Below are 20902 nucleotides of genomic sequence, written 5' to 3' on the forward strand. Positions count from 1 at the left end.
TGACCCCCGTCTTTTTTTCATACTGGCCACAGAAGGGCCTGCCGGACATCGCGGCGGCTGTTTCCCTCGCCACCGTCGTTCCCGGACGGTCGCGTAAATTGTCAGGAGAAGTGAATATGTCGTTCAGTCAATTGAAGCAACAGGAAAAGGCTTTGCGCCTCGAATTCTATGAAGCCAACTACCACGGCGATAAAGAAGCTCTCAAAGCCGTTTTGAAAAAGCTGGAAGCCGTTCTGTTTCAGCAACGTACCGTGCAGCACTGAGACGCATACGGTTCTCCGCGCGGGCTGAGAGTGACGAAAGCATCCGCCAACATCCCGCGCCATCCGCGTCGACCCGGCTCCGGCCGGGTTTTTTAACGCCCTCCACGCCGGTTCGCCCCATCCTCCCGTCCCTGAGCTAAGCTTGAAGCGGTCTTTTGTTCAATGAGACGTTTCCTGGGGCGATGAACATGGCTGCCGCATTTCTGCATCTGCCGCGAAATTCCCTCGGCCGCGACTATGTCGTCGGCGACATCCATGGCGCCTTCTCACTGCTGGAGCGCGCACTCGCCCATATCGGCTTCGACACGGTGTGCGACCGCTTATTGTCTGTCGGCGACTTGATCGACCGCGGCCCCGAGTGCCCGCGTGTTCTCGACTGGCTACAGCGGAGCTGGTTTTTTCCCGTGCGCGGAAACCACGAACAGATGGCGCTGGACAGCGACCCGGCGTCGGCGCCTTCACGGACTCTGCAACGCATGAACGGAGGCGCCTGGCTGCTGCAGGCCGGCCCCGCCGAGCGTAAAGACTATCTGACGGCATTTGCGGCCATGCCACTGGCCATGGAGGTCGATGGCGAAGGGGATGGGCGTCTGGGCGTGGTGCACGCGGACTGCCCGGGCGGCGACTGGCGGCGTTTGCGGGCTTTGCTGGAAGGGGCCGCCACCGTGCCCCCGGCCCTGATTCAGGCGATGCTGTGGAGTCGTAACCGCCTCTGTCTGGGCGATGCGGCGCCGGTTGAGGGGGTGGCGCGGCTGTGCGTCGGGCACTCGATTCTGGAGCAGCCGCAACGATTGGGCAATGTCGTCTTTCTTGATACCGGCGCCTATGTCAGCGGACGGTTTTCCTTGTACGACGCGGCGGCGGATCGTATCGTCGTTTATGAAGAGGGAAGCCAGGCGGGAGGGTGACAGGCTGTCGCGCTGTCCGGGTCTGCCCAGAGTGCGGGCGTCGCCATCATGAGCGCGGCGTGGCGTGGCAGTGTCATCGGGCCAAAACGCGTGGGTACGGTCTCGAATGCCGCATCCTGCGTGTCCGGGCTTGGCGGGTGGACGTGCTGCAGTCCGCCGGTCCGTCCCAGGCGGCGCAGCCACAGACCGGCGCGTGCGAGCGACATCCTGACCCGCCAGTCTCCTCCCTCGTTCATGCGCCGGTGCAATGCGGTCAGGATGGATAGCGCCAGTAGCGAGCCCGCCACCCGTTCCAGTGCCTTGACCGGGAGTGCGAGGGGAAAGGTCGATCCCGCAGCGATGGCTTCGGCGTGGCAGAACCCGGTTGCGGCCTGCACCAGCGACTCGCCGGCGGCGCCCCCCGACCAGGGGCCGGCTTCGCCGAACGCGCTGAACGAGGCTCGGATCAAACCCCGGCGGGCTGTGAGCATGGCGTAGTGCGGAGAGCCGGCGGCGAGCACGGCGGCCGGAGCGATCAGGACATCGGCGTCGGCCAGAAGCCGCACCAGATCATCGCGGTCGTTTTCGTTGCCCGGGTCGAATGCCCAGCGTCGCTGACCGCGATCGGTATCGATGTCGGCCGCCGTCGAAACCAGGTGGGGTGGAGCGAGTCGGATGACGTCGGCGCCATGGGCTGCGAGCATTCGCGCCGCAAACACGCCGGCGCCGGTGCGGGTGTCGGACATATCGAGCACTCGCAAGCCGGACAAGGGGCGTGCCGCGACAGGCCAGGTCAGCGGAGGGGTGGTTCCGGTCTTGTCGATGCAGAGTAGCGGGGCAGACGCGAGCGTCTGCCCTTGCTCGTGGGCGTCCCATTGCGCGAAGCGGCGCAACACAAACAGCGGTGCGGCCTGTGCCTGGGCGCGGTTTTCGAGCTCGATTCCTGTGCGACGCGCGATGGCGTCGGCCAGTGCGGCACGGCCAGGGGAACACGCGAGCAGGCGTCGAACGGAGGCCGCCGAGTCGGCAAGCGGTGACTGGATGCAGACCCAGGCGCCGTCAGCGCAACGGTAGAAGCCCGAGGTGTCGTCCTCTGCCGCCGGCAGGAGCCGCCCGGCAAGACGGACCCGATGCCCGCTGTCCGCTTCGGCGGCAGCGTGCCACATATTGACCGCTATCGTCTGCCGCGCCCCCCCGCGGCGTTGCCATACGCCGGCTGCCGCCAGCGCGCACGCGGCGACCCCGGCTTGCAGCGCCGTGGCGAGGGCGAAAGACGTGGCGAGCGCCGGCTCCGCCCCGCTGAGGTGGACATGGCGCAACGCACGCGTATCCAGTCCGGCGTCGGCCCATAAGCCGGCCAGGGCCTCGCGTGCGGAAACAGAGGGGAGCGGACTGAGCGGCATTTCGAATCCATGCGCGGTAGCGGCGGCCCGATTCGGCGCGGGGTCAGGAGTCAAGATAACATATCAGGACGCTTCTAATTCCAACAAATTATCATGGGAGAAACCCAGGGCGACACGACTGCCGCGCTGCGGCAACGTCTGTCCCGGGTCGTTGAAAATATCGAAACTCAAAACCGTCTCCTGCAGCCGGGCTCGCAGGCGTACTACGGAACCGAGAAAATTCACTTCTTCTATCGTGGCCATGAGAGAGTTGCGTCCGGCCAGCGGGGATTCCAGTACAACGGCTTCGGGACGCAGCGCGAGTGTCCGCTCGCCATGCCCGCTGCGGCGCAGGCGCGCAACGGTCACCGTCTGTCCGTCGACCTCGACCAGGCCCGAAGCCTCGTCGAGTACGCGGCTGTTGAGGATGTTGAGCGTGCCGACAAAGGAGGCGACAAAACGAGTGCGCGGGAAATTGTATATTTCGAATGGCGTGCCAACTTGTTCTATTCGTCCTTCATTCATGACCACGACGCGATCCGATAGCGACAGGGCCTCTTCCTGGTCGTGTGTGACAAAGAGGGTGGTAATGCCCAGCTTGCGCTGCAGCGCCCGGATCTCGTCGCGCAGCGCGACGCGGATTTTGGCATCGAGCGCGGACAAGGGCTCGTCGAGCAATAACAGTCGCGGCGAGGAGGCCAGTGCCCGCGCGAGCGCCACGCGTTGCTGCTGTCCTCCCGACAATTGCCACGGGTAGTGCTGCGCATGCTGGCTCAGCCGTATCAGCTTCATCATCTGTTCGACGCGCTCGGCGATGGCAGACTTGGGTTCGCGCGCGATTTTGAGTCCGTAGGCGATGTTGTCGGCGACAGTCATCGTCGGAAACAGCGCGTAGGACTGAAACACCATGCCGACCCGGCGTTGGCGTGCCCGCTGCAGTGTAACGTCATGACCATCGATATGAATCGAGCCCGAACTTGCCGATTCGAATCCGGCAATCATGCGCAGCAGAGTCGTTTTGCCGCAGCCCGACGGGCCGAGCAGCGTCACGAACTCGCCTTTTTCTATGGCAAGGTTGACGTCGTTCACTACGCTGGCGGCGCCGAAGGTTTTGCCCACGTGGGCGATATCAAGAAAGGCCATGCTCAAGCTCCTGGCAGGCGGCGCTTGGCGCCGGCGCCGGCTGCGTTGCGGGATACGACCTGGATCAGGCCCATGCTGGCCCATGTCACCAGGAAAGCGATAACGGCGAGCGCGGATGGCTCGTAGGCGCGGTTGGCGCCGATCAATTGCAGATAGGGGCCGAAAGCCGGTCGATTGAGCAGGCTTGCCATCGTGAATTCGCCGATAACGACAGCGAACGTCAGGAAACTTCCGGACAGAATGGCCGACTTGAGGGCCGGGGCGATGACGTGCGCGAGCGTTGTGAACCAGCCCGCGCCAAGGCTTTCCGATGCTTCTGTCAGTGTGCGCACATCGATGGCGCGCAGCCCGCTATGCACCGAACGGTACATATAGGGCAGTGACAGCGTCACATAGCTGCAAATGAGCAGTAGATCGGTTGCTCTTTCATTGCCGGTCAGGGGCAGCCACGAGCTGCTGTTATACAGGCGCAGATAACCGAATACGATGATGATGGCGGGAATCACCAGCGGAAGCAGTGTGATGAACTCGATCACTGGCCGCATGCGTGGCAGCCTCAACTCGATCCAGCAGGCGGTGGGCACGACGAGCACGATACTGGTGATGACTGTCAGCAGTGCCATCAGAATCGAATAGCCGAAGGCGGACTGAAAACCGGGATCGGTCAATACGACACGATAGGCTTCGAGACTGTAACTCTCTCGGCGCATGCGCAGACTGAACTCGAAGGTCGCGATCAGCGGCAGCAGAAAGTAGAGCGAGCCGAGTGCGATGGCAAGCCAGGCGCCAGCGCGAGAAGCGGGTTTCATGAGCGCCTCCGTTGCGTGCGTGCACTTAGCCACAGATAACCGGCGCTGGACAGGCTGGTAATCACGATCATGCCTAGCGCGAGCGCATAGCCGAGGTTGGGATCGTGCAGGACGTCGCCGCGAATCTGCGCATAGAGCAGGATGGTCACGATATTGAGCGAGCTCCCGGTCAGGGCGTAGGCGGTTGCAACGGCGCCGAAGGCGTTGGCAAACAGCAGCAGGCTGGCGCCCAGGACACTGGGCGCCAATACCGGCAGCGCGACATGAATCCAGTAGTGCAAGGCCGTGCCGCCAAGGCTGTCGCTGGCCTCGCGCCACTCCTTGCGCAAGCCTTCCAGTGCCGGTGTGACGATCAGGACCATCAGCGGGATCTGAAAATAGAGATAGGTCAGGACCAGGCCGTGAAAACTGAGCAGGGTGAAGCCGGTCGAGTAAGGGTCGATGCCGGCGTAGTGTTGCAATAGGAGGGTCACCAGGCCGGTTCGTCCCAATGTGCACAGAAAAGCGAAGGCCAGCGGAACGCCGGCAAAATTGGCGGCGACGCCGCTGAACGTCAACAGCGATGGACGGATCCAGGCGGGCAGGCCGCCGTGCACGACGGCCCAGGCCAGGGCGAAACCGGCGATAGCGCCGACAATGGCCGAGGCGGCGCTGACTTCGAGGCTGATCAGATAGGCGTCGAGGACATTGCCCTGCAGCAGCAGCCCCAACTTGGCCAGCGTGAAATGACCCTGGGCATCCTGAAAGGCGCCCACCATCAAGAAAGCCGTCGGCAAGAGCAGAAATAGCAGGGCAAACAGCATGAACGGGACAATGCCGAGCCAGTCCAGACGAATGGCGAGGCGCGGGCCGGGCACGGCGGTCACCGAAGGGAGTGTCGTTTCGGCACCGGATTGGGGGCTGGGGGGCATGGCGTGTTCCTGATGAAGAAAACGGATCGCCGCCATGCATGGCATGGCGGCGACAGGAGGGCCTCTTACTTGACGTTGGTGCCCACGACCTGATCCCATTGCTTGGTGATCACGGCCTTGTAGGCTTCCTGTTGTTCCAGTGTGGGGAACACGGCATGGGTGTAGTTGGCTGCCGCCGGCAACTTGGCGAGCAGGGCGGCCGGCACCTTGCCGCGGTGTGCGAGATCATTGAAACGGATCGGGTGGCAATAGCCCTTCAGCCAGCCAACCTGGCCTTCATCCGAATACAAATATTCCATCCACAGCTTGGCGGCGTTCGGGTGCGGCGCATAGGCGCTGATGCCTTGTACATAGACCCCTGCCACGACGCCGGTCTTCGGGACGACGACGGCGATCTTGGGGTTGCCTTTCAAGGTGTCGCGATCCGCCAGTGCGTTGTAGTCCCAGCGCACGATGATGGGGGTGGTGCCCTGTGCCAGTGAGGCGGCCTTGCCGATGACGGGCACGAAATTGCCGGCCTTGTTCAGAGCCGAGAAGTACTTGAGGCCCGCGGCGGCGGCCGGAGCCTTGCCATGCGCCTGCGACAAACCGGCGGCGAATACCCCCTGAATCGCCTGGTTGGCGGTGCGCGGGTCCCCTGCCAGTGCGACGGCATTCTTGTACTGGGGCTTGAGCAGATCGCTCCAGTCGGCGGGCACTTTGGAAACGAGGTCGGTGTTGACTTCAAACGACAGCACGCCGTAGTAGTCGCCATACCAGTAGCCGGCGGCATCCTTGGCCGAATCGGGAATGCTCTTCCAGGTCGAGACTTTGTAGGGCTGAAGCAGGCCGGCATCCTTGGCCTGCGGTCCGAAGGACAGGCCGACGTCGATCACATCGGGTGCTTGCGGGCCCTTGTTGTCCTTGTTGGCGCGGATGGCTTCCACTTCGTCGCCGGAGCCGGCATCGGGGTTGAGCTCGTTGATCTTGATGCCGTATTTTGCCTTGAACCCGGCGATCACCTCGCCATAGCCACACCAGTCGTGCGGCAGGGCAATGACGGTGAGTTGTCCTTCTGCGCGTGCGGCGGCAACCAGTGCCGCCGGTGCGTCGGCACGGGCAGCCTGAGTGGTACCGAGCGCGCCGAGCGCGGCCAGTGCCGTCGCGACCGTCTTCAAACCTTTTCTTTGCATGCTTATGGCTCCCTGGAAGAGGAACGGCCAGCCTTGCGGGCTGTGCCGTGTGATGTGTCGGGTTCTCCGCAAACGGGAACCGCAGCAAAGTATAGTTAATGAAGGGTGACGAAATTATGACAAAGAGAGTTATACCCGGAGCCCGCATTGATCGATGCACAAAATAAAACCCTCGCGCGGGCGAGGGTTCGGAGTACGGGCAAGGGGCTCGGCCAGCGGCCGGGCCCGGATGCGCGGTTTACTTCATCAGTACGTTGGCCAGGACCAGCAGGCCGAGCGATACATTGATCGCGCCGCCGATACGGGTGGCGATCTGTGCAAACGGCATCAGTTGCATGCGCTCGGCCGATGTCAGGATGGCTACGTCGCCGGTGCCGCCCTGGCCGCTTTGGCAGCAGGACACCACGGCCACATCGATGGGGTGCATGCCGATGCGTTTGCCGACATAAAACCCGGTTGCCACCAGGCTGACTACGCTGCTGACGATGACAACCAGGTTTTCCACGGTGAAGGCGGCCATCAGCTCGCTCCACGGTGTGATGGCGACGCCGACGGCAAACAGGATGGGATAGGTGACCGAGGTCTGGAAAAACTTGTAGACGACTTGCGAACCTTCCAGCAGCCGCGGCGAAACACCGTGCGCCAGTTTTACGGCGACGGCGGCGAACAGCATGCCGACCGGGGCCGGCAGACCGATCAATTTGAAACCGAGCATGCCGACCATGTACAGCAGAATCGCGAGTAGCGCGGCGGATGCCAGGGTCGTGGCGTCGATCTTGCCGCTGAACGCGGATTGCAAGGGGCCAACGCCGTCAACGTCGGTGCCCGGCATCAGTTGGCCATTGCCTGTCAAGTGCGGGTAGCGCTTGCCCATGCGATTGAGCGCACCGGCCAGGAAGATCGCGGTCAGACCGCCCAGCATGACGATGGGCAGAATGCGCCCGAGCATGACGCCTTGTTCCAGATGGAAAATCGACGAGTATCCGATCGACAGCGGGATTGCGCCTTCGCCGACGCCACCGGCCATGATGGGCAGCACCAGGAAAAAGAAGGTATGGAACGCGCCGAGCCCCAGCAGGGTGCCGACGGCGGTCCCGACCAGCATGCCGACGATTTCGCCGCACAGCATCGGGACGAAGATGCGAAGGAAACCCTGGATCAGCACTTTGCGATCCATGCTCATGATACTGCCGACGATGATGCAGCAGATGTAGAGGTAAAGAATGTTGCTGGATTTGTAGAACTGGGTCGTGGCATGTACGACCTCCTGCGGTAACAGCTTGTAGAACACCAGAGCCGACGGAATGAACGTCGCGCAGATGGCGGGTGCGCCCATTTTTCCGAGGAAGGGGATGCGCTTGCCGATCTCGCCGCAGGCGAAGCCGAAAAACGCGAATGTCGCTACCATCACGACGATGTCGGAAGGCAGCTTGCCGTTTTTGCAATCGATGGCAATCAAAATGCCGGCCAGGATAAACAAGGGCAGCGGGATGATCCCGATTTTGTAATTGTCCATCAAATTCCACCAGATTTCCTTGGCGGAACGGTGAGGGGCGGGGAGGGCCTGCGCATCGGCTCCCGATTTTGGATTCATGTCCATTTTTATCTCCGTTTGGTACATCGAGCGTTGTGCCAGCCAAATTTCTACAAATAAATTGCAAAGAAGTTTGTCTGCTAGCTGCTTTATATCAGCCCTTTGATGTGGTGTTTATGTTCTTTAAATGGCCAAGTTTCTTTTTTGACATCACGGCAAAAAAGCGGAGAGGGCGAGGTGCACGGGACGCGCTGCGTGTGCGCGGATGCGACAGACAGGGCTGGATTTCAGGCGGTGCGGGCGGATTTCGCGCTTATCGGAGAAAGTAGGAGAGTACGAACAGGGTGGCGGCTACCCAGAAAAAAACGCCGGCATGCGTTTGCCGGGTCGAGGCCGTGGGGTGGGTCAATTCGTCCGGATCCAGAAACGGTGAAAAGAAATCGTCAACCAGGCGTTGGCCCTTGTGCATGGCGCCCAGCGCGGACAGGCCCACGCAGATGAGTACGCAAACGATACCGGCGAGAAACAGCAGGTCAGCAACATTCATCGTCAGGCTCCGGTTTACGGCGCTGCGCTAGCGCCACGTCATTCTGAGCAAGCAAGTTTCGATCAATTTGCATCCAATACTAGCCCGATTTGCGGGATGTTGGATCACTTTTACATGACAAAAAGCAAAAATCGGTACGAAACGGGGCGGGCCGCAAACAAAACGCCGGCACGAGGCCGGCGTTCGTGAACGGGGCTGCGCATGGCAAGCCCCGGAAAGAGCGGTTTACGCCTTGAAAGCGCGCTCGACCGCGACCGCGACGGCAACCGAAGCACCGACCATCGGGTTGTTGCCCATGCCGATCAGACCCATCATCTCGACGTGAGCCGGAACCGAGGACGAGCCGGCAAATTGAGCGTCGGAGTGCATGCGGCCCATGGTGTCGGTCATGCCGTAGGATGCCGGACCGGCGCCCATATTGTCGGGGTGCAGGGTGCGTCCCGTGCCCCCGCCGGAGGCGACGGAGAAGAATTTCTTGCCTTCGAGCAGGCATTCCTTCTTGTACACGCCCATGACCGGATGCTGGAAGCGGGTGGGATTGGTCGAATTGCCGGTGATGGCGACGTCGACGCGTTCCAGGTGCATGATGGCGACGCCTTCGCGCACGTCGTCGGCGCCGTAGCAGCGCACTGCCGCGCGTTCTCCGTTGGAGTAGGCTTTTTCACGCACGATGTTCAATTTGCCGGTCGCATAATCGAATTCGGTTTGCACATAAGTGAACCCGTTGACGCGCGAGATGATCTGGGCCGCATCTTTGCCCAGGCCATTCAGGATGACGCGCAGCGGGGTCGCCCGCGCCTTGTTGGCGGAGCGTGCCAGACCGATTGCGCCTTCGGCGGCGGCAAACGATTCGTGGCCAGCACAGAAGGCGAAGCAACCGGTTTCCTCGCGCAGCAGCATGGCCGCCAGATTGCCGTGACCGATACCGACCTTGCGATCGTCGGCAACGGACCCCGGAATGCAGAATGCCTGCAGGCCGGCTCCCAGGGTTTCCGCTACGTCGGCGGCTACGGTTTGTTTGTTCTTGATGGCGACGGCGGCGCCGATCAAGTAGGCCCAGCCTGCGTTCTCAAACGCGATCGGCTGGATCGATTTGACGATTTTCCGGACATCGACTTCTTTGTCCATGCAGATTTTTTCTGCAGCTTCCAGCGATTCGATACCGTGGCCGGCAAGGAACGCGCTGATCTGGGCGATCCGTCTTTCGTAACCTTCGAACAATGCCATGATCTGATCCTTATTCCTTGCGGGGGTTGATGGTTTTGACGGCGTCGGCAAAGCGGCCGTAGGAGCCGGTCGCTTTGGTCAGGGCGGTCTGTGCATCCACGCCCTTGGCGATGGCGTCCATCATGACCCCCAGCTGTACGAATTTGTAGCCGATGATTTCGTTGTCGGCGTCCAGTGCGATCTCGGTTACGTAGCCTTCGGCCATCTCGAGATAGCGCGCGCCTTTTTCACTGGTGCCGTACATGGTGCCGGTCACGCTGCGCAGGCCCTTGCCGAGGTCTTCCAGGCCGGCGCCGATAGGCAGGCCGCCTTCGGAGAAAGCGGTCTGGCTGCGACCGTAGACGATCTGCAGGAAAAGTTCGCGCATCGCCACATTGATGGCGTCGCACACCAGGTCGGTATTCATCGCTTCCAGGATGGTTTTGCCGGGGAGGATTTCGGCGGCCATGGCGGCCGAGTGAGTCATCCCGGTACAGCCTATCGTCTCCACCAGCGCTTCTTCGATGATGCCGTTCTTGACATTCAGCGTCAGCTTGCATGCGCCTTGTTGCGGGGCGCACCAGCCCACCCCGTGGGTCAGGCCGGATACATCTGTGACTTCCTTGACTTTGGTCCAGCGACCTTCTTGCGGAATGGGGGCCGGGCCGTGATTGGGGCCTTTGGCGACAACACACATCTGTTCTATTTCGTGTGTATGCATCATGGAGTTGCGCTCCTTATCTTGGTTGGATTCGGGAGCCACAATAGCCGAAAGCAGGTGAGCATCATCTGGATAAACTCAAGGAATTGTCAATTAAAGCCTCCTGGGGATGATTTTTTACAAAAATCCGCTGCGAACCCTTATGGCGAGGGTTCCCGGTCCGCCCCTTCGATGAGACAAACCTGGCTCTGCGTCGTGTTGGTACCGGTTCCATTTGTGGGCGGTAAGCAGTTCGAACGGGAATCGCGCTAATTCCTGCCCGGCATGGGTGTGCTGGCGCGCTACTCGAGCGGGGGAGGCTCGCTTTTTCCGGTAGGGAATAGCCGAGAAGCCCCCTTGAGAAGGTCGGCATAGCATTTGCACGACGCGCCCTCCAGGCCCTGACGGTCGAGCAGATGGATTTCGCCACGGGCGTAGCGGATCAGCCCCTCGCGTTGCAGAAGACCTGCGGCAATGGATACCCCGCTGCGATGCACCCCCAGCATGTCGGCCAGGCTCTCGTGAGTCAGATGAAACGAGCGGCCGCCCGCTCTATCCTGTGCCAGGAGCAGCCAGCAGGCGAGCCGCTGCCCGATTTCATGAAAATGACAGCAGGCGGCATGGATGGGGGCTTGCGTGAGCAATACGAACAAATAGCGTTCTATCATGCGTTTCAGTCGGCGATGGGCCTGCAATTCGCGTTGCAACTGGGATGCGCCCAGGCGCAGGGCATGTCCGCCGATTTGCACTCTTGCACGCAGCGGGGCGATCCGGGTGCCGAGTGCAAGCGTCGCGCCCAACATGCCTTCATTGCCGACCATGGCGACGGACAGGGAAAGGGGCGCGCGCAGGGGCGTCTCCAGGACGACGAAACCACTGAGCGGGAAGTAGGCATAATGCATCGGGGCGCCGGGCTCGCTCAAGACATCGCCGGTGGCGAGTGCGACGGGCTCGCACAGTGCGCACAGGGCCGCGCGCTCCATTTCCGGCAGCGCGACGATCAACCGATTGGACGAGGGTGATGACGCTTTGTTTGTCATGAGGGGAAATCCGCACGAAAATCCCGGGGCGGGGTCGGGCAGGGTGCTTGGCGCTACTCGACGCTCTAGTGTGACAGCTCAGGGTGATGGAGTTTGTACGTTAAAACACAGAGCACTTGCCGCTCCCGGTCGGGAGCGCCCGCGTCGGGTGCGATGCGATGCTGTGTGCGATAGCGCACATATAAAAACAGGCAAACCAGGGATAATCGCAAAAAAAGAACTGATGAGTCACCGTTCACTATGCCAGCGATTCCCATCCCGCAGCAGAACCAACTGCTTGCCGCATTGCCCGCCGATGTCCGCGAACGGATATATCCCTTCCTCGAATGGCTGCCCCTGCCCTTGGGAAAAGTGATTTATGAGTCTGGCGACATTTTGCAATATGTCTACTTTCCGACGGATGCCATCGTGTCGCTGCTTTATGTCATGGAAAACGGAGCGTCGGCCGAAATCGCGGTGGTCGGCAACGAGGGCATGGTCGGTGTCGCCCTCTTCATGGGCGGCGATAGCACGCCAAGCCGGGGCGTCGTGCAAAGTGCGGGTTCGGCCTACCGCCTATACGGCAAGCGGCTGAAAGACGAATTCAAGCGCAACTCGACGTTCCTGATGCTGATGCTGCGCTACACCCAGTCGCTGATCACCCAGATGTCGCAAACCGCCGTCTGCAATCGCCACCACTCCATCGATCAGCAACTCTGCCGCTGGCTGTTGCTATCGCTGGACCGGCTGGAAGGCAATCAGCTGAGCATGACCCAGGAACTGATCGCCAATATGCTGGGCGTGCGCCGAGAAGGCGTGACCGATGCCGCGGGTAGACTGCAAAAACTCGGGATCATAAGCTATCACCGAGGCTTGATCACGGTGCTCGATCGCCCGCGCCTCGAAGCCTTGTGCTGCGAATGTTACGCGGTCGTCAAAAAAGAATGCGACCGCTTGCTGCCCTTGATTTGAGTCCGGCGCCAGGCCCCGGCCGCCCTGGACGCGGTTGCCTGCCCCTGCCCGCTGCGGGATGAACGGATTGCCTGTGTGCTCCAGCGCACAGTCAGCACACGTCATTGCAGCCATGCTGATGGCAGATGAACATATCGTCGCCATTTTGAATCTTTTCCAGAGGAGAAGGTCTTACTCGATGTAAGGCTGTCTGTTCCCGGCTGCGATATTACATGTGATTCCCGTCTTAAGATCCCCCTAAGGTACCGGGGTTTAACAAGGATAATATCATGCTAGGTTTATATCGAAATTTGCGCAGGGCGCTTGTGTCGTTCGTTGCTGCCGTGACACTTGGCACGATGGGCAGTCCAGCCCTGGCGGCTACCGCGGCAGATTTGAATAGCGAGGCCGAACAAGCGCTCCAGGTCCTTTACCAGAGCAACCCGGTGGCGAAAAGCATCGCGTCGCATGCAAAAGCCATTCTGGTTTTTCCGAAAATCGTCAAAGCCGGTTTGATATTTGGCGGCAGCTACGGCGAGGGCGTTTTGTTCGATAACTCGAAGCCGGTGAATTATTACAACTCGGTCTCCGCATCCTGGGGATTGCAGGCTGGCGCTCAATCATATGGCTATGTCGTATTTTTGATGAACGAGAAAGCCGTCAAATACCTGACCGTATCCAAAGGGTGGGAAATCGGCGTCGGTCCGACCGTCGTGATCGTCAACGAAGGCGTGGCCAAAAATCTGTCGTCCACGACCTTAAAAGACGATGCCTATGCCTTTATCTTCGATCAGCAGGGCCTGATGGCCAGCCTCAGCATCGAGGGCTCCAAGATATCGTTGATCAAGCGCTGATCGTTCACGCGTGTCGTTTCAGGCCTGCCGCTGCCAGCGTATGGTTGCGGCAGGCCTTTGTGTTTCCTTCAGGAGAGTCGCCATGTACAAGCCCGGAGAGAATGCCGGACCCGAGTCCCAGTCGGCGCTGGGCACTTCGCCGCGCCCGCAGGCCGTGCCCGCGCGGGCGCAAGAGCATGAAGCAGGTGCCGGCAGAGAGGAGGCGCAACGGAGAGGCGAGCTGGCGGTACAGGAAGCCGACGTGGCGTATTCGGACCGCAGGATCAGCGACAGCGTCAAGGCCCGTTGTTCGCAGTCGACGCTGGTCGATGCCCGTCATGTCGAGGTCAGCACGCTGGGTGGTATCGTAACCTTGCGCGGCTGGGTGCGCTGTGCCGCGGAACACGCCATGGTCGTCGGCCTGGCGCGGAGGGTGCACGGCGTGCTCCATGTCGTAGCCGTCGCCCTGCGCCAGTACCGGCGCTTGCGCGGCAAGCCGCGCGCCTAGTCCCTAACTCCAGATACCGTCTATCGCCAGCAACGCGTTCCGGCTGCTGGCGAACACACCCGCTGACCCGATTGATCCTGACAGAGTCCAATACCTGCTCGGCATGCAGCGACCCATGGGCTTGCCCTGCGCCGATTTTGAAGGCCAACGGCAAACCTGTACCGTCAGTCAGCAGATGGATTTTGCCGGTGAACGGCGAAACACCATGCCATTGGGGATGACGCGGTGATCATGGCTGCGTCGTCCTCCATCGTGGCGATGGGGCCGTAATGGCTTCAGCGGGCCTGCTCTTCATCGGTCAGCGCGTGGCGGCGGGATATCATGGCAACTCTCGATAGAAGGTCTGAAACTCAGACGTCAAGAGGGCCGGATAGTTTGCAGACAGGGCCTAGTCGGCCGGGATCGGGATCAGGCGATCGAATTCGTGGCGCACTACCTGATAACACTCGCAAACTCTATTTTCCAGACCGGGGCGGTCCAGGACGCGAATGTGTCCGCGCGAGTACTGGATCAATCCCGCGTCCTGCAACTTGCCGGCCGCTTCGGTGACCCCTTCGCGCCGTACGCCGAGCATATTGGCAATCAACTCCTGGGTCATGACCAATTCGTCGCAGGGAAGCCGGTCCAGCGACAGCAACAGCCAGCGGCAGAGTTGCTGATCGATGGAGTGATGACGGTTGCAGACGGCGGTCTGTGCCATCTGGGTGAGCAGAGCCTGGGTGAAACGCAGCAGCAGATGCTGCAATTCGCTGCCCAGTACGAATTCGCTTTTCATTATGCTGCCGGGAAGCCGATAGGCTAGCCCGGCGCTTTGCACGATTGCACGGCTGGTGGTTGTTTCGCCGCCCATGAAAAGGGCGACACCGACCATGCCCTCGTTGCCGACCACCGCGATTTCGGCCGACGCTCCGTTTTCCATGACATAGAGCAGCGATACGATGGCGGTGACAGGGAAGTAGACATGTCTGAGCGTTGCGCCCGACTCGTACAAGACCTGGCCGAGAGGCAGTTCTACACATTCCATATGTGGACGCAGCCGCAGCATGACACTTTCGGGAAGAGCGGCGATCAGACGATTGCGTTGCAATTTTGACATTGTCAGCTCCCGGGGCATTGCAATTGGCGCCGCCTGGTTCATGATTGCTGGCGGTAACGATGAAAGGGGGATGGGCAAAGCAACAACGATCCTGTCTTCGCGTTCTCCGCTTCTCTTCGACGACCGCCCGGCATAGATACAGCCTGCCATCCGCCCCGGGGCGGAGGCAAGCGCCGAGGTCAACGCCGAGCCAGCAGAAAACCGATGATGAGTCCCGTTGTGGCGGCAAAACCGATCGCATGCCACGGCTTGTCATGGACGTAAGCTTGCGATGCCTGTCCGGCGAGGCGCGCTTTGCCGCCGACCGCCTGCAACGCCTCGCCAAGGCTGGACTGTGCCTGAAGCAGAATCGTCTTGATTCCGGCCTCCGCATCGGCGAACTCGTCCACGGTCGAGGTGGCCATCTGCGCAAGCAAGGCGTGCGCGTCGCTCTGGACGCGTTTCAGGTCGTCGATCAGAGCAGCCCGTTTATCTTCCATGTTTTCCGTTGTCGAATGGTTCATGATCATGCACCCTGGTGTTGGTAGAAGAGCAGGGCGACATCGATATCATCACGGCGTGTAATGCAATCCAGCTTGCATGGGATGCAACCCAGCTTGCGCAGTATGACATCATAATGCCGCAGTCGTATGTGCGGTAGCGCACAAAGGTTTGCCTCTCCGCCGAAGCGGGCGGCGGGTTGAAGTTCAGAGTGGCGTTGCGCCGTCATCCGGTGGGGGCGCGCGTTGTGGTGAAACTCCGTCTGCGAGTAGCCACTGAACGGCGACCAGTGCTGCCGGCAGCCAGTTTTTGCGTAGTAGCAGAACCCCGATCTCGACGCCGAGTGCCATGCGCGAGGCGGACTTGTGCTCCTCGGTGCCGAGTTTCAGCATGGCCCCGCCCCAGGACAGTGCGCAGGCCGAGATCCTTTGCAGGGCGCGGCCTTCCTGAAAGACGCCTTTTATCGATTCCTGCGCCAGCAGAAGTTCTTGCCGATAGCCTTGCCCCTGTGCGAGCAGCTGCGCCTTGCGTTCTGTCAGCGGCTGGGAGGGTGGGGGCGTCATGGCCGCGCCCTCCGCTGCAAACGATGGCGCCGCTGCCAAGCGATCCTCACCCCGGTCAGAGGACGATATCCCGGTCCGCCTTCAGCTCGGACAGGGTGGCGGGCAGAAAGTGCGGATGGCGGCGCAGCAGCGCGCGCGCATAGACGAGCAGGACGAGCGCCAGCACGAGGAAGCCGCCGGCGAGAAGCGCCAGAATTTTCCATCCCAGCGCTGCCCAGCTCAGTACGACGACCAGCACTGTGGCGCACGCGAGGGAAAAACAGATGGCGACCAGCAGTAGCGAGAATACGCACGCCAGCTTCAGCAAGTGATCGCGCGCCTCCGACAGCTCCAGCACCGCCAGCTCCAGCCGGGTCAGCAGCAAGCCGGTGCCGTTCTTGACGACGCCATTCAGGCCCGCAATCAGGCCGGTGAGCGGGGGTCCTGCCGATTTGTTCATGATTTGCCCCCGTTGAGTTGGGTGGGTCGCCCCGTTGCGATGGCGCGGCGACGTGAGTGAATGTGCCGTGCCGGCGGGACAAAAGAGCGCCATTGTCTGCCGTGGCCTCAGGCCAGCAAATCCCGCATCTCTTCCGCATGTTCTTCCTCTTTGGCCATGATGCCGACCAGCATCTGCCGCGTCGTCGGGTCATCTTCACCAATGGTGGTGATCATCTGCCGATAGGCTTCGATTGCGACCCGTTCGGCGATCAGGTTGGCCCGGATCATGGCGTTGATCGAACGCGAGTCATCGTACTCGGCATGGCTGCGATCCATCAGCGTGGCCGGATTGAAGTCGGGCTCGCCATTAAGCTGGATGATACGATCCGCCAGCAAATCTGCATGGTCCTGTTCTTCCTGGGCATGCTTCAGGAATTCTGCCTTGATCGGACGGTTGATCAGGCCGCTGACGGTGAAGTAATGGCGGGTGTAACGCAATACGCACACCAGTTCGGTCGCCAGGGCTGCATTGAGAAGCGCAATGATTTCCTTGCGCTCGGGGGGGTAGCCGGCCGTGACGGCGCCATCGTCGACATTCCGGGCCGCAGCCCGGATGGCTTCGGTGTCGATACCGCGCGCGTGCGGCGTTTTCTTGTCGCTCATCTGCATCCTCGCTAACAAAAACCTGGAAGAGGTGGTGGTGCGAAATTTAACGGGGCTGGGTATGACCATGTTCGTCCGATAGCAGCACCTCGACCCGGCGATTAAGCTGCCGGTTCTGTGCCGTTCTGTTCGACGCCGTCGGGTAAGCTGCGCCATAGCCATGGGTTACCATGCGTTCCGCATCGACCCCCATGCCCAGTAACGCGGCTTTCACCGAACTCGCGCGGCGCATCGATAAGGCCCGGTTGTAAGCACCCCCGCCGGTACTGTCGGTAAACCCTTCTATCCGGACGGTGCGTTCCGGATTCTGCTGCAATATCTCGGCCAGTTTTTGCACCGTCTCCACGCCCTTTGGGCTCAGAGTCGCGTGATCGGTCGCGAAGAGCATGTCCCCGAGCGTGACAATGTCGCCGCGCGCGGTTTTCTTCGCGGCGAGCGCCGTCAACTGCGCTTCGAGCTGCGTGGTACGGGCCAGGGCGTCCTGGGTCGTCTGCTTGGCCTTGTCCGCTTCGACTGTCCTCTGCGCAAGTTGCACTTCGCTCATCTGGGTGCCGGCATGAGCGATGTCGGTTTCTGACGCTTTTTGCTTGGCGGCCTCCTGACTAATCGCTATTTTTTGCTTGGCGATATACGCGAGCTTGTCGATTTTCTCCTGGCTTTCACCCTTGGTGGACGCGGCGCTTGCCATCTCCATGGCATCGCCCGCCTGTTTCAATTCGAGGGGGGCGTACTGGCTGACATTGGGGTTGTTCTGTGCGTCCTGATACGCGCTGCGGGCCTGTTCCAGCAGCGGGGTGTTCGTCGGGGATGAGGCGCATGCGCTGAGCAGCGCGGCGATCGCGAGCATGATCGGTGTGAGACCGGTATTCTTTTTCATGGTGTAGCCTTTCGTGTTCCGTCGGGTGGGGCTTACTGGGCCGCGCTGCGTGCGAGTTCCTTGCGCATTGCGTCGATATCGGCCTGGAGCGCATCCGCGGCTTGTTCGGCCTTGGCCGAATGGGCTTTGCTGCGGGCGAGTTGAGCATCGACCCGGGCTTGTGCGGAATAGTCGGAGGCGGCTTGGTAGTCTTTCTTGGTCATGGCCTGGCGGGCCTGCGACAATTTTTCTCGCGCTGAATTCATCTCCAGCGGGGCATATTCCGCCGCGTTGGCGCTGGCCGCATCGCTGACGGTCGCCGCCGAAACGGCAACGCTGGCGGCGGCTGGGGTTTCCATATTGCTGCACGCCGCGGTAGAGAGGATCGCGATGAGCGCGCCGTAGTGCCATATTTTGAAATGGGTTTTCATTATTTCTCCCGAACGGGGTTGGATAGGCGTGATGTCTCTATCACGGTGAAGAAACTTATAGGCTCCACCCGCGGCAATCTCGGTGCGATAGCGCGCATTGCGTGCGATCTGTTTTATTTAGCCGCGCGAAAGGGGGGCAGACCGGGATGCGCCGCCTGCGTGCCTGGGCGGCCGCGTTTACGCCTGGCGCCGTATGGCACGACGCCCTTTGCGGCGGGAATAGAGATTCATCAACGGCGTGACCGAAATGCCGTGCAAGACAATGGAGATGGCGACGATGCCGAGTGTCAATGAGGCGATCTCCTTGCCGGGCCCGGGTGAAAGCCCATGATTGATCGAGTACAACAGATAGTAGATGGAGCCGATGCCGCGAATGCCGAACCAGGAGATCAAGGCGCGCTGATCGCGCGATATGTTGGCGCCAGCCAATCCGCCCCAGACCGAGAGCGGCCGGACCAGCAGCAGGAAGAACAGGGCGAAGAGCGTGCACCGTAGTGGAAAATCGATATAAGCAAGCATCGCTCCGACAATCAGGACGATGCCGACTTCGGCCACCCTTTCCATCCGCTCGTTGAAGCCAAGCACTTCTTTCATCATATAAGCGCTGGCATGTGCTGAATGGGTGGCAAAAGCCTCTTGTGCCTGCTTGTTCTGAAAGCCCGACGCCTGTTGCCGGTCGCTTGGGGCGGCCTTGTTTCCCGGCTGCTCCCTGACCCGTTGCAGGGCGAGCCCGGCCGCAAAGACAGCCAGGAAGCCATAGCAATGACTGAACAGGGCAAGACCGTAGCTCAGTCCTATGAGCCCGAGCGCCAGAAACTCATCGTAGCCGACGGACTCCTGGTGCCGGCTGCGCAGATAGACCACTATCCGTCCGACCAGTGCCCCCATCGCGCCGCCGATGAACAAGCCGCCACAGATGGCCCACGCAACGTCGATCGCCAGCCAGCGCCAGCCGAAGGCGCCGAGCTCGTGCTGACCGATCAGACCCAGGCCCAGCATGACGAACGGGAAGGCCACCCCATCGTTCAATCCGCCCTCGCCGGTGAGGCTGAAACGCAAGCGGTCGCGGTCGCTCGCCTGCAACACCTGGACATCGGATGCCAGCACCGGATCCGTCGGTGCCAGTATGGCGCCGAGCAAGGCGGCCGTCCCCAGCGGCAGGCCCAGGCCCAGCGTTCCCGCCACGGCGACCAACAGGATGGATAAAGCCATGGAAATGACGGCGAGACGCAGGGGAAGGTGCCAGTGCCTGTCGCGGAGGGGGAGGCCGAGTTTCAAGCCGACGGCGAACAGAGAGATCAACACGGCGATTTCGGCCGCTTTTTCAAGGGCATGCGAATAAAGGAAGGGGTCGGGCGTCAGGAGCCCCCAGCCTCCTGGGCCGAGCGCATAGCCGACCGCCAGGTAGAGCATCGGGGTGCTCAGGGGGAGACGCTGCAGCGCCGTGCCGGACAAGGCCATCAAAGTGAGCAAGCCGCCGACGATCAGGCACCAGGTGGCAAATATCATGAGATCGGTGCACCCGCATGCATTCTGACCGTGTCTAGCGGTTCAGATCGTGTATTCATGGCTGCCCAGTGGCGTGTATCCACACCGCTCCCGGTACGGGACGCCGACGTTTGCGCGCGCCCGGCCCGCTTCCGGATGGGCCGGGCCTGCCCGCGAAGCGGGAATACGCCCGGCCGCATCGCGCTAGTGGGGGCTATTGGCGCCGTCAGTGGAGCGGTTCTTGCCTTCGAACAGCCGGATCTGCTCCTCCGCTTCCTCGTGGCTTATGCCGTAAGCTTCCTGAATACGCTTGACCAGCAGACTGCGTTTGCCGGCGATGGAGACGAGGTGCTCGTCGGTCAACTTGTCCCAATGTTGTTTGATATTCGTTTTGAATCTGTCCCAATCGCCTTCTACGTTTTCCCATTCCCAGCTCATGTCTGCTCCTTCAAAGGGTGGTCCGATTGCGGTCGCTCGACGAGGATGGCTCTGCCTTCATCGAGCGACCACTTTGCCGGTGCCTGTGGCCGGCGTCTGTGCTATGGCCCACCTATCGGCGTCGCGCGATGTCGCGGATTTGGTCTTCTTAGTACCCGTCTCGTGCCGACAAACGCGGTGCGGGCACGAATTGCGGTAGCATGCGCGCCAGAGAGCGCCGCTCCATCGTCTCGGCCGACAGGACAAGCCGGAAAAACCCTCGCCCATATTCGCAAACGAACTTTCGAAAAGCTCCCCGCCGCAATGTCGTTGATAACATGGCTTTTGTTGTAATGGGCGTTGATTAGGCAGGCTTTTTTGTGCGTCGCATCATGGCGGAATCTGCGAGTTGACTTGATGTGGGTCAATAGATGTCCGGTGCGGTAGGCATACCATCGTTTTCAGTTAGTGACATTCATGTTCGAAAAAGAAAAGGAAGACCGTCATGGACGCAATCAACCACGCTGCAACCGCCGCTGACCCGTGGGCTGGCTTTGTCGCCGGCGACTGGCAAAAAGGCATCAACACCCGTAACTTCATTCAACTGAACTACACCCCCTATG

At 61.0% G+C, this 20902-nt stretch carries 24 protein-coding genes and 1 pseudogene; 5 read left to right on the plus strand and 20 right to left on the minus strand.

The annotated features are described in order from the left end of the window. Positions 1-116: 116 nt before the first annotated feature. The gene (locus tag G520_RS24950) at positions 117-263 is read left to right on the plus strand and encodes a hypothetical protein (protein ID WP_156876935.1); all 147 of its coding nucleotides are present in this window, start codon (positions 117-119) and stop codon (positions 261-263) included. Positions 264-451: 188 nt separating this feature from the next. Further along, a complete protein-coding gene (locus G520_RS22730; RefSeq protein ID WP_036666284.1) occupies positions 452-1171 on the plus strand; it encodes a metallophosphoesterase in 720 nt (239 codons plus the stop codon). On the opposite strand, the gene G520_RS0112600 is transcribed toward G520_RS22730, so the two are convergent. The 10 genes from G520_RS0112600 to G520_RS0112645 form a co-directional block, all read right to left on the minus strand. Continuing rightward, entirely contained in the window at positions 1141-2553 is a 1413-nt protein-coding gene (locus G520_RS0112600) for a CoA transferase (RefSeq protein ID WP_051229375.1), read from the minus strand. The two genes, G520_RS22730 and G520_RS0112600, sit on opposite strands and share 31 nt — an antisense overlap. Positions 2554-2616: 63 nt before the next feature. Beyond that, positions 2617-3675: an ABC transporter ATP-binding protein gene (locus tag G520_RS0112605; protein WP_028535975.1), complete on the minus strand. Its 1059-nt coding sequence runs from the start codon at positions 3673-3675 to the stop codon at positions 2617-2619. Between the two features lie 2 nt (positions 3676-3677). Continuing rightward, a complete protein-coding gene (locus G520_RS0112610) occupies positions 3678-4484 on the minus strand; it encodes an ABC transporter permease (RefSeq protein ID WP_028535976.1) in 807 nt (268 codons plus the stop codon). Continuing rightward, a complete protein-coding gene (locus tag G520_RS0112615; RefSeq protein ID WP_028535977.1) occupies positions 4481-5395 on the minus strand; it encodes an ABC transporter permease in 915 nt (304 codons plus the stop codon). Before G520_RS0112615 ends, G520_RS0112610 begins: the two co-directional genes overlap by 4 nt. A gap of 65 nt (positions 5396-5460) precedes the next feature. Next, positions 5461-6567 carry an ABC transporter substrate-binding protein gene (locus tag G520_RS0112620; RefSeq protein WP_028535978.1) on the minus strand — a complete coding sequence of 369 codons (1107 nt, stop codon included), beginning with the start codon at positions 6565-6567 and terminating at the stop codon, positions 5461-5463. Between the two features lie 238 nt (positions 6568-6805). Beyond that, positions 6806-8167 carry a 2-hydroxycarboxylate transporter family protein gene (locus G520_RS0112625; protein WP_156876936.1) on the minus strand — a complete coding sequence of 454 codons (1362 nt, stop codon included), beginning with the start codon at positions 8165-8167 and terminating at the stop codon, positions 6806-6808. 247 nt (positions 8168-8414) lie between these two features. Next, positions 8415-8648 (minus strand): hypothetical protein, encoded by a 234-nt coding sequence (locus tag G520_RS0112630; RefSeq protein ID WP_028535980.1) that lies wholly within the window; start codon positions 8646-8648, stop codon positions 8415-8417. Positions 8649-8873: 225 nt separating this feature from the next. After that, on the minus strand, positions 8874-9875 hold the full coding sequence (locus G520_RS0112635; RefSeq protein ID WP_028535981.1) for a GGGtGRT protein: 1002 nt from the start codon (positions 9873-9875) through the stop codon (positions 8874-8876). 10 nt (positions 9876-9885) lie between these two features. Next, positions 9886-10578, minus strand: coding sequence for an iron-sulfur cluster assembly scaffold protein (locus G520_RS0112640; protein WP_028535982.1), 693 nt, complete (start codon positions 10576-10578; stop codon positions 9886-9888). Positions 10579-10856: 278 nt separating this feature from the next. Next, a complete protein-coding gene (locus tag G520_RS0112645) occupies positions 10857-11594 on the minus strand; it encodes a Crp/Fnr family transcriptional regulator (RefSeq protein WP_028535983.1) in 738 nt (245 codons plus the stop codon). 240 nt (positions 11595-11834) lie between these two features. Between G520_RS0112645 and G520_RS0112650 the strand changes: the two genes are divergently transcribed. The 3 genes from G520_RS0112650 (at position 11835) to G520_RS0112660 (ending at position 13865) form a co-directional block, all read left to right on the plus strand. Beyond that, a complete protein-coding gene (locus G520_RS0112650; protein ID WP_028535984.1) occupies positions 11835-12545 on the plus strand; it encodes a Crp/Fnr family transcriptional regulator in 711 nt (236 codons plus the stop codon). 269 nt (positions 12546-12814) lie between these two features. After that, positions 12815-13378: a lipid-binding SYLF domain-containing protein gene (locus G520_RS0112655; RefSeq protein ID WP_036666271.1), complete on the plus strand. Its 564-nt coding sequence runs from the start codon at positions 12815-12817 to the stop codon at positions 13376-13378. Positions 13379-13460: 82 nt separating this feature from the next. Continuing rightward, complete coding sequence (locus tag G520_RS0112660; protein ID WP_028535986.1) at positions 13461-13865, plus strand: BON domain-containing protein; 405 nt, start codon at positions 13461-13463, stop codon at positions 13863-13865. A 43-nt stretch (positions 13866-13908) separates the two neighbouring features. Here G520_RS0112660 and G520_RS25825 read toward each other — a convergent pair. The 10 genes and pseudogenes from G520_RS25825 to G520_RS0112710 form a co-directional block, all read right to left on the minus strand. Continuing rightward, a pseudogene (locus G520_RS25825) lies at positions 13909-14019 on the minus strand (hypothetical protein); the annotation flags it as partial. A 234-nt stretch (positions 14020-14253) separates the two neighbouring features. Then, positions 14254-14961: a Crp/Fnr family transcriptional regulator gene (locus G520_RS0112665; protein WP_028535987.1), complete on the minus strand. Its 708-nt coding sequence runs from the start codon at positions 14959-14961 to the stop codon at positions 14254-14256. 179 nt (positions 14962-15140) lie between these two features. Beyond that, a complete protein-coding gene (locus G520_RS0112670; protein ID WP_028535988.1) occupies positions 15141-15464 on the minus strand; it encodes an ElaB/YgaM/YqjD family protein in 324 nt (107 codons plus the stop codon). Positions 15465-15647: 183 nt separating this feature from the next. Continuing rightward, entirely contained in the window at positions 15648-16004 is a 357-nt protein-coding gene (locus G520_RS0112680; protein ID WP_028535989.1) for a hypothetical protein, read from the minus strand. Positions 16005-16059: 55 nt separating this feature from the next. Beyond that, complete coding sequence (locus G520_RS0112685; RefSeq protein WP_028535990.1) at positions 16060-16443, minus strand: phage holin family protein; 384 nt, start codon at positions 16441-16443, stop codon at positions 16060-16062. Positions 16444-16550: 107 nt separating this feature from the next. Further along, positions 16551-17087 (minus strand): ferritin-like domain-containing protein, encoded by a 537-nt coding sequence (locus G520_RS0112690; RefSeq protein WP_028535991.1) that lies wholly within the window; start codon positions 17085-17087, stop codon positions 16551-16553. A gap of 46 nt (positions 17088-17133) precedes the next feature. Next, a complete protein-coding gene (locus G520_RS0112695) occupies positions 17134-17964 on the minus strand; it encodes an OmpA family protein (protein ID WP_028535992.1) in 831 nt (276 codons plus the stop codon). Between the two features lie 32 nt (positions 17965-17996). Then, entirely contained in the window at positions 17997-18374 is a 378-nt protein-coding gene (locus tag G520_RS0112700) for a DUF4398 domain-containing protein (RefSeq protein WP_036666274.1), read from the minus strand. Positions 18375-18551: 177 nt separating this feature from the next. Next, positions 18552-19883 (minus strand): cation:proton antiporter, encoded by a 1332-nt coding sequence (locus G520_RS0112705; RefSeq protein WP_028535994.1) that lies wholly within the window; start codon positions 19881-19883, stop codon positions 18552-18554. Between the two features lie 183 nt (positions 19884-20066). After that, positions 20067-20300, minus strand: coding sequence for a CsbD family protein (locus tag G520_RS0112710; RefSeq protein WP_028535995.1), 234 nt, complete (start codon positions 20298-20300; stop codon positions 20067-20069). Positions 20301-20902: the final 602 nt, after the last annotated feature.

It is taken from the genome of Paludibacterium yongneupense DSM 18731 (assembly GCF_000422925.1).
GTDB classification, from domain to species: domain Bacteria; phylum Pseudomonadota; class Gammaproteobacteria; order Burkholderiales; family Chromobacteriaceae; genus Paludibacterium; species Paludibacterium yongneupense.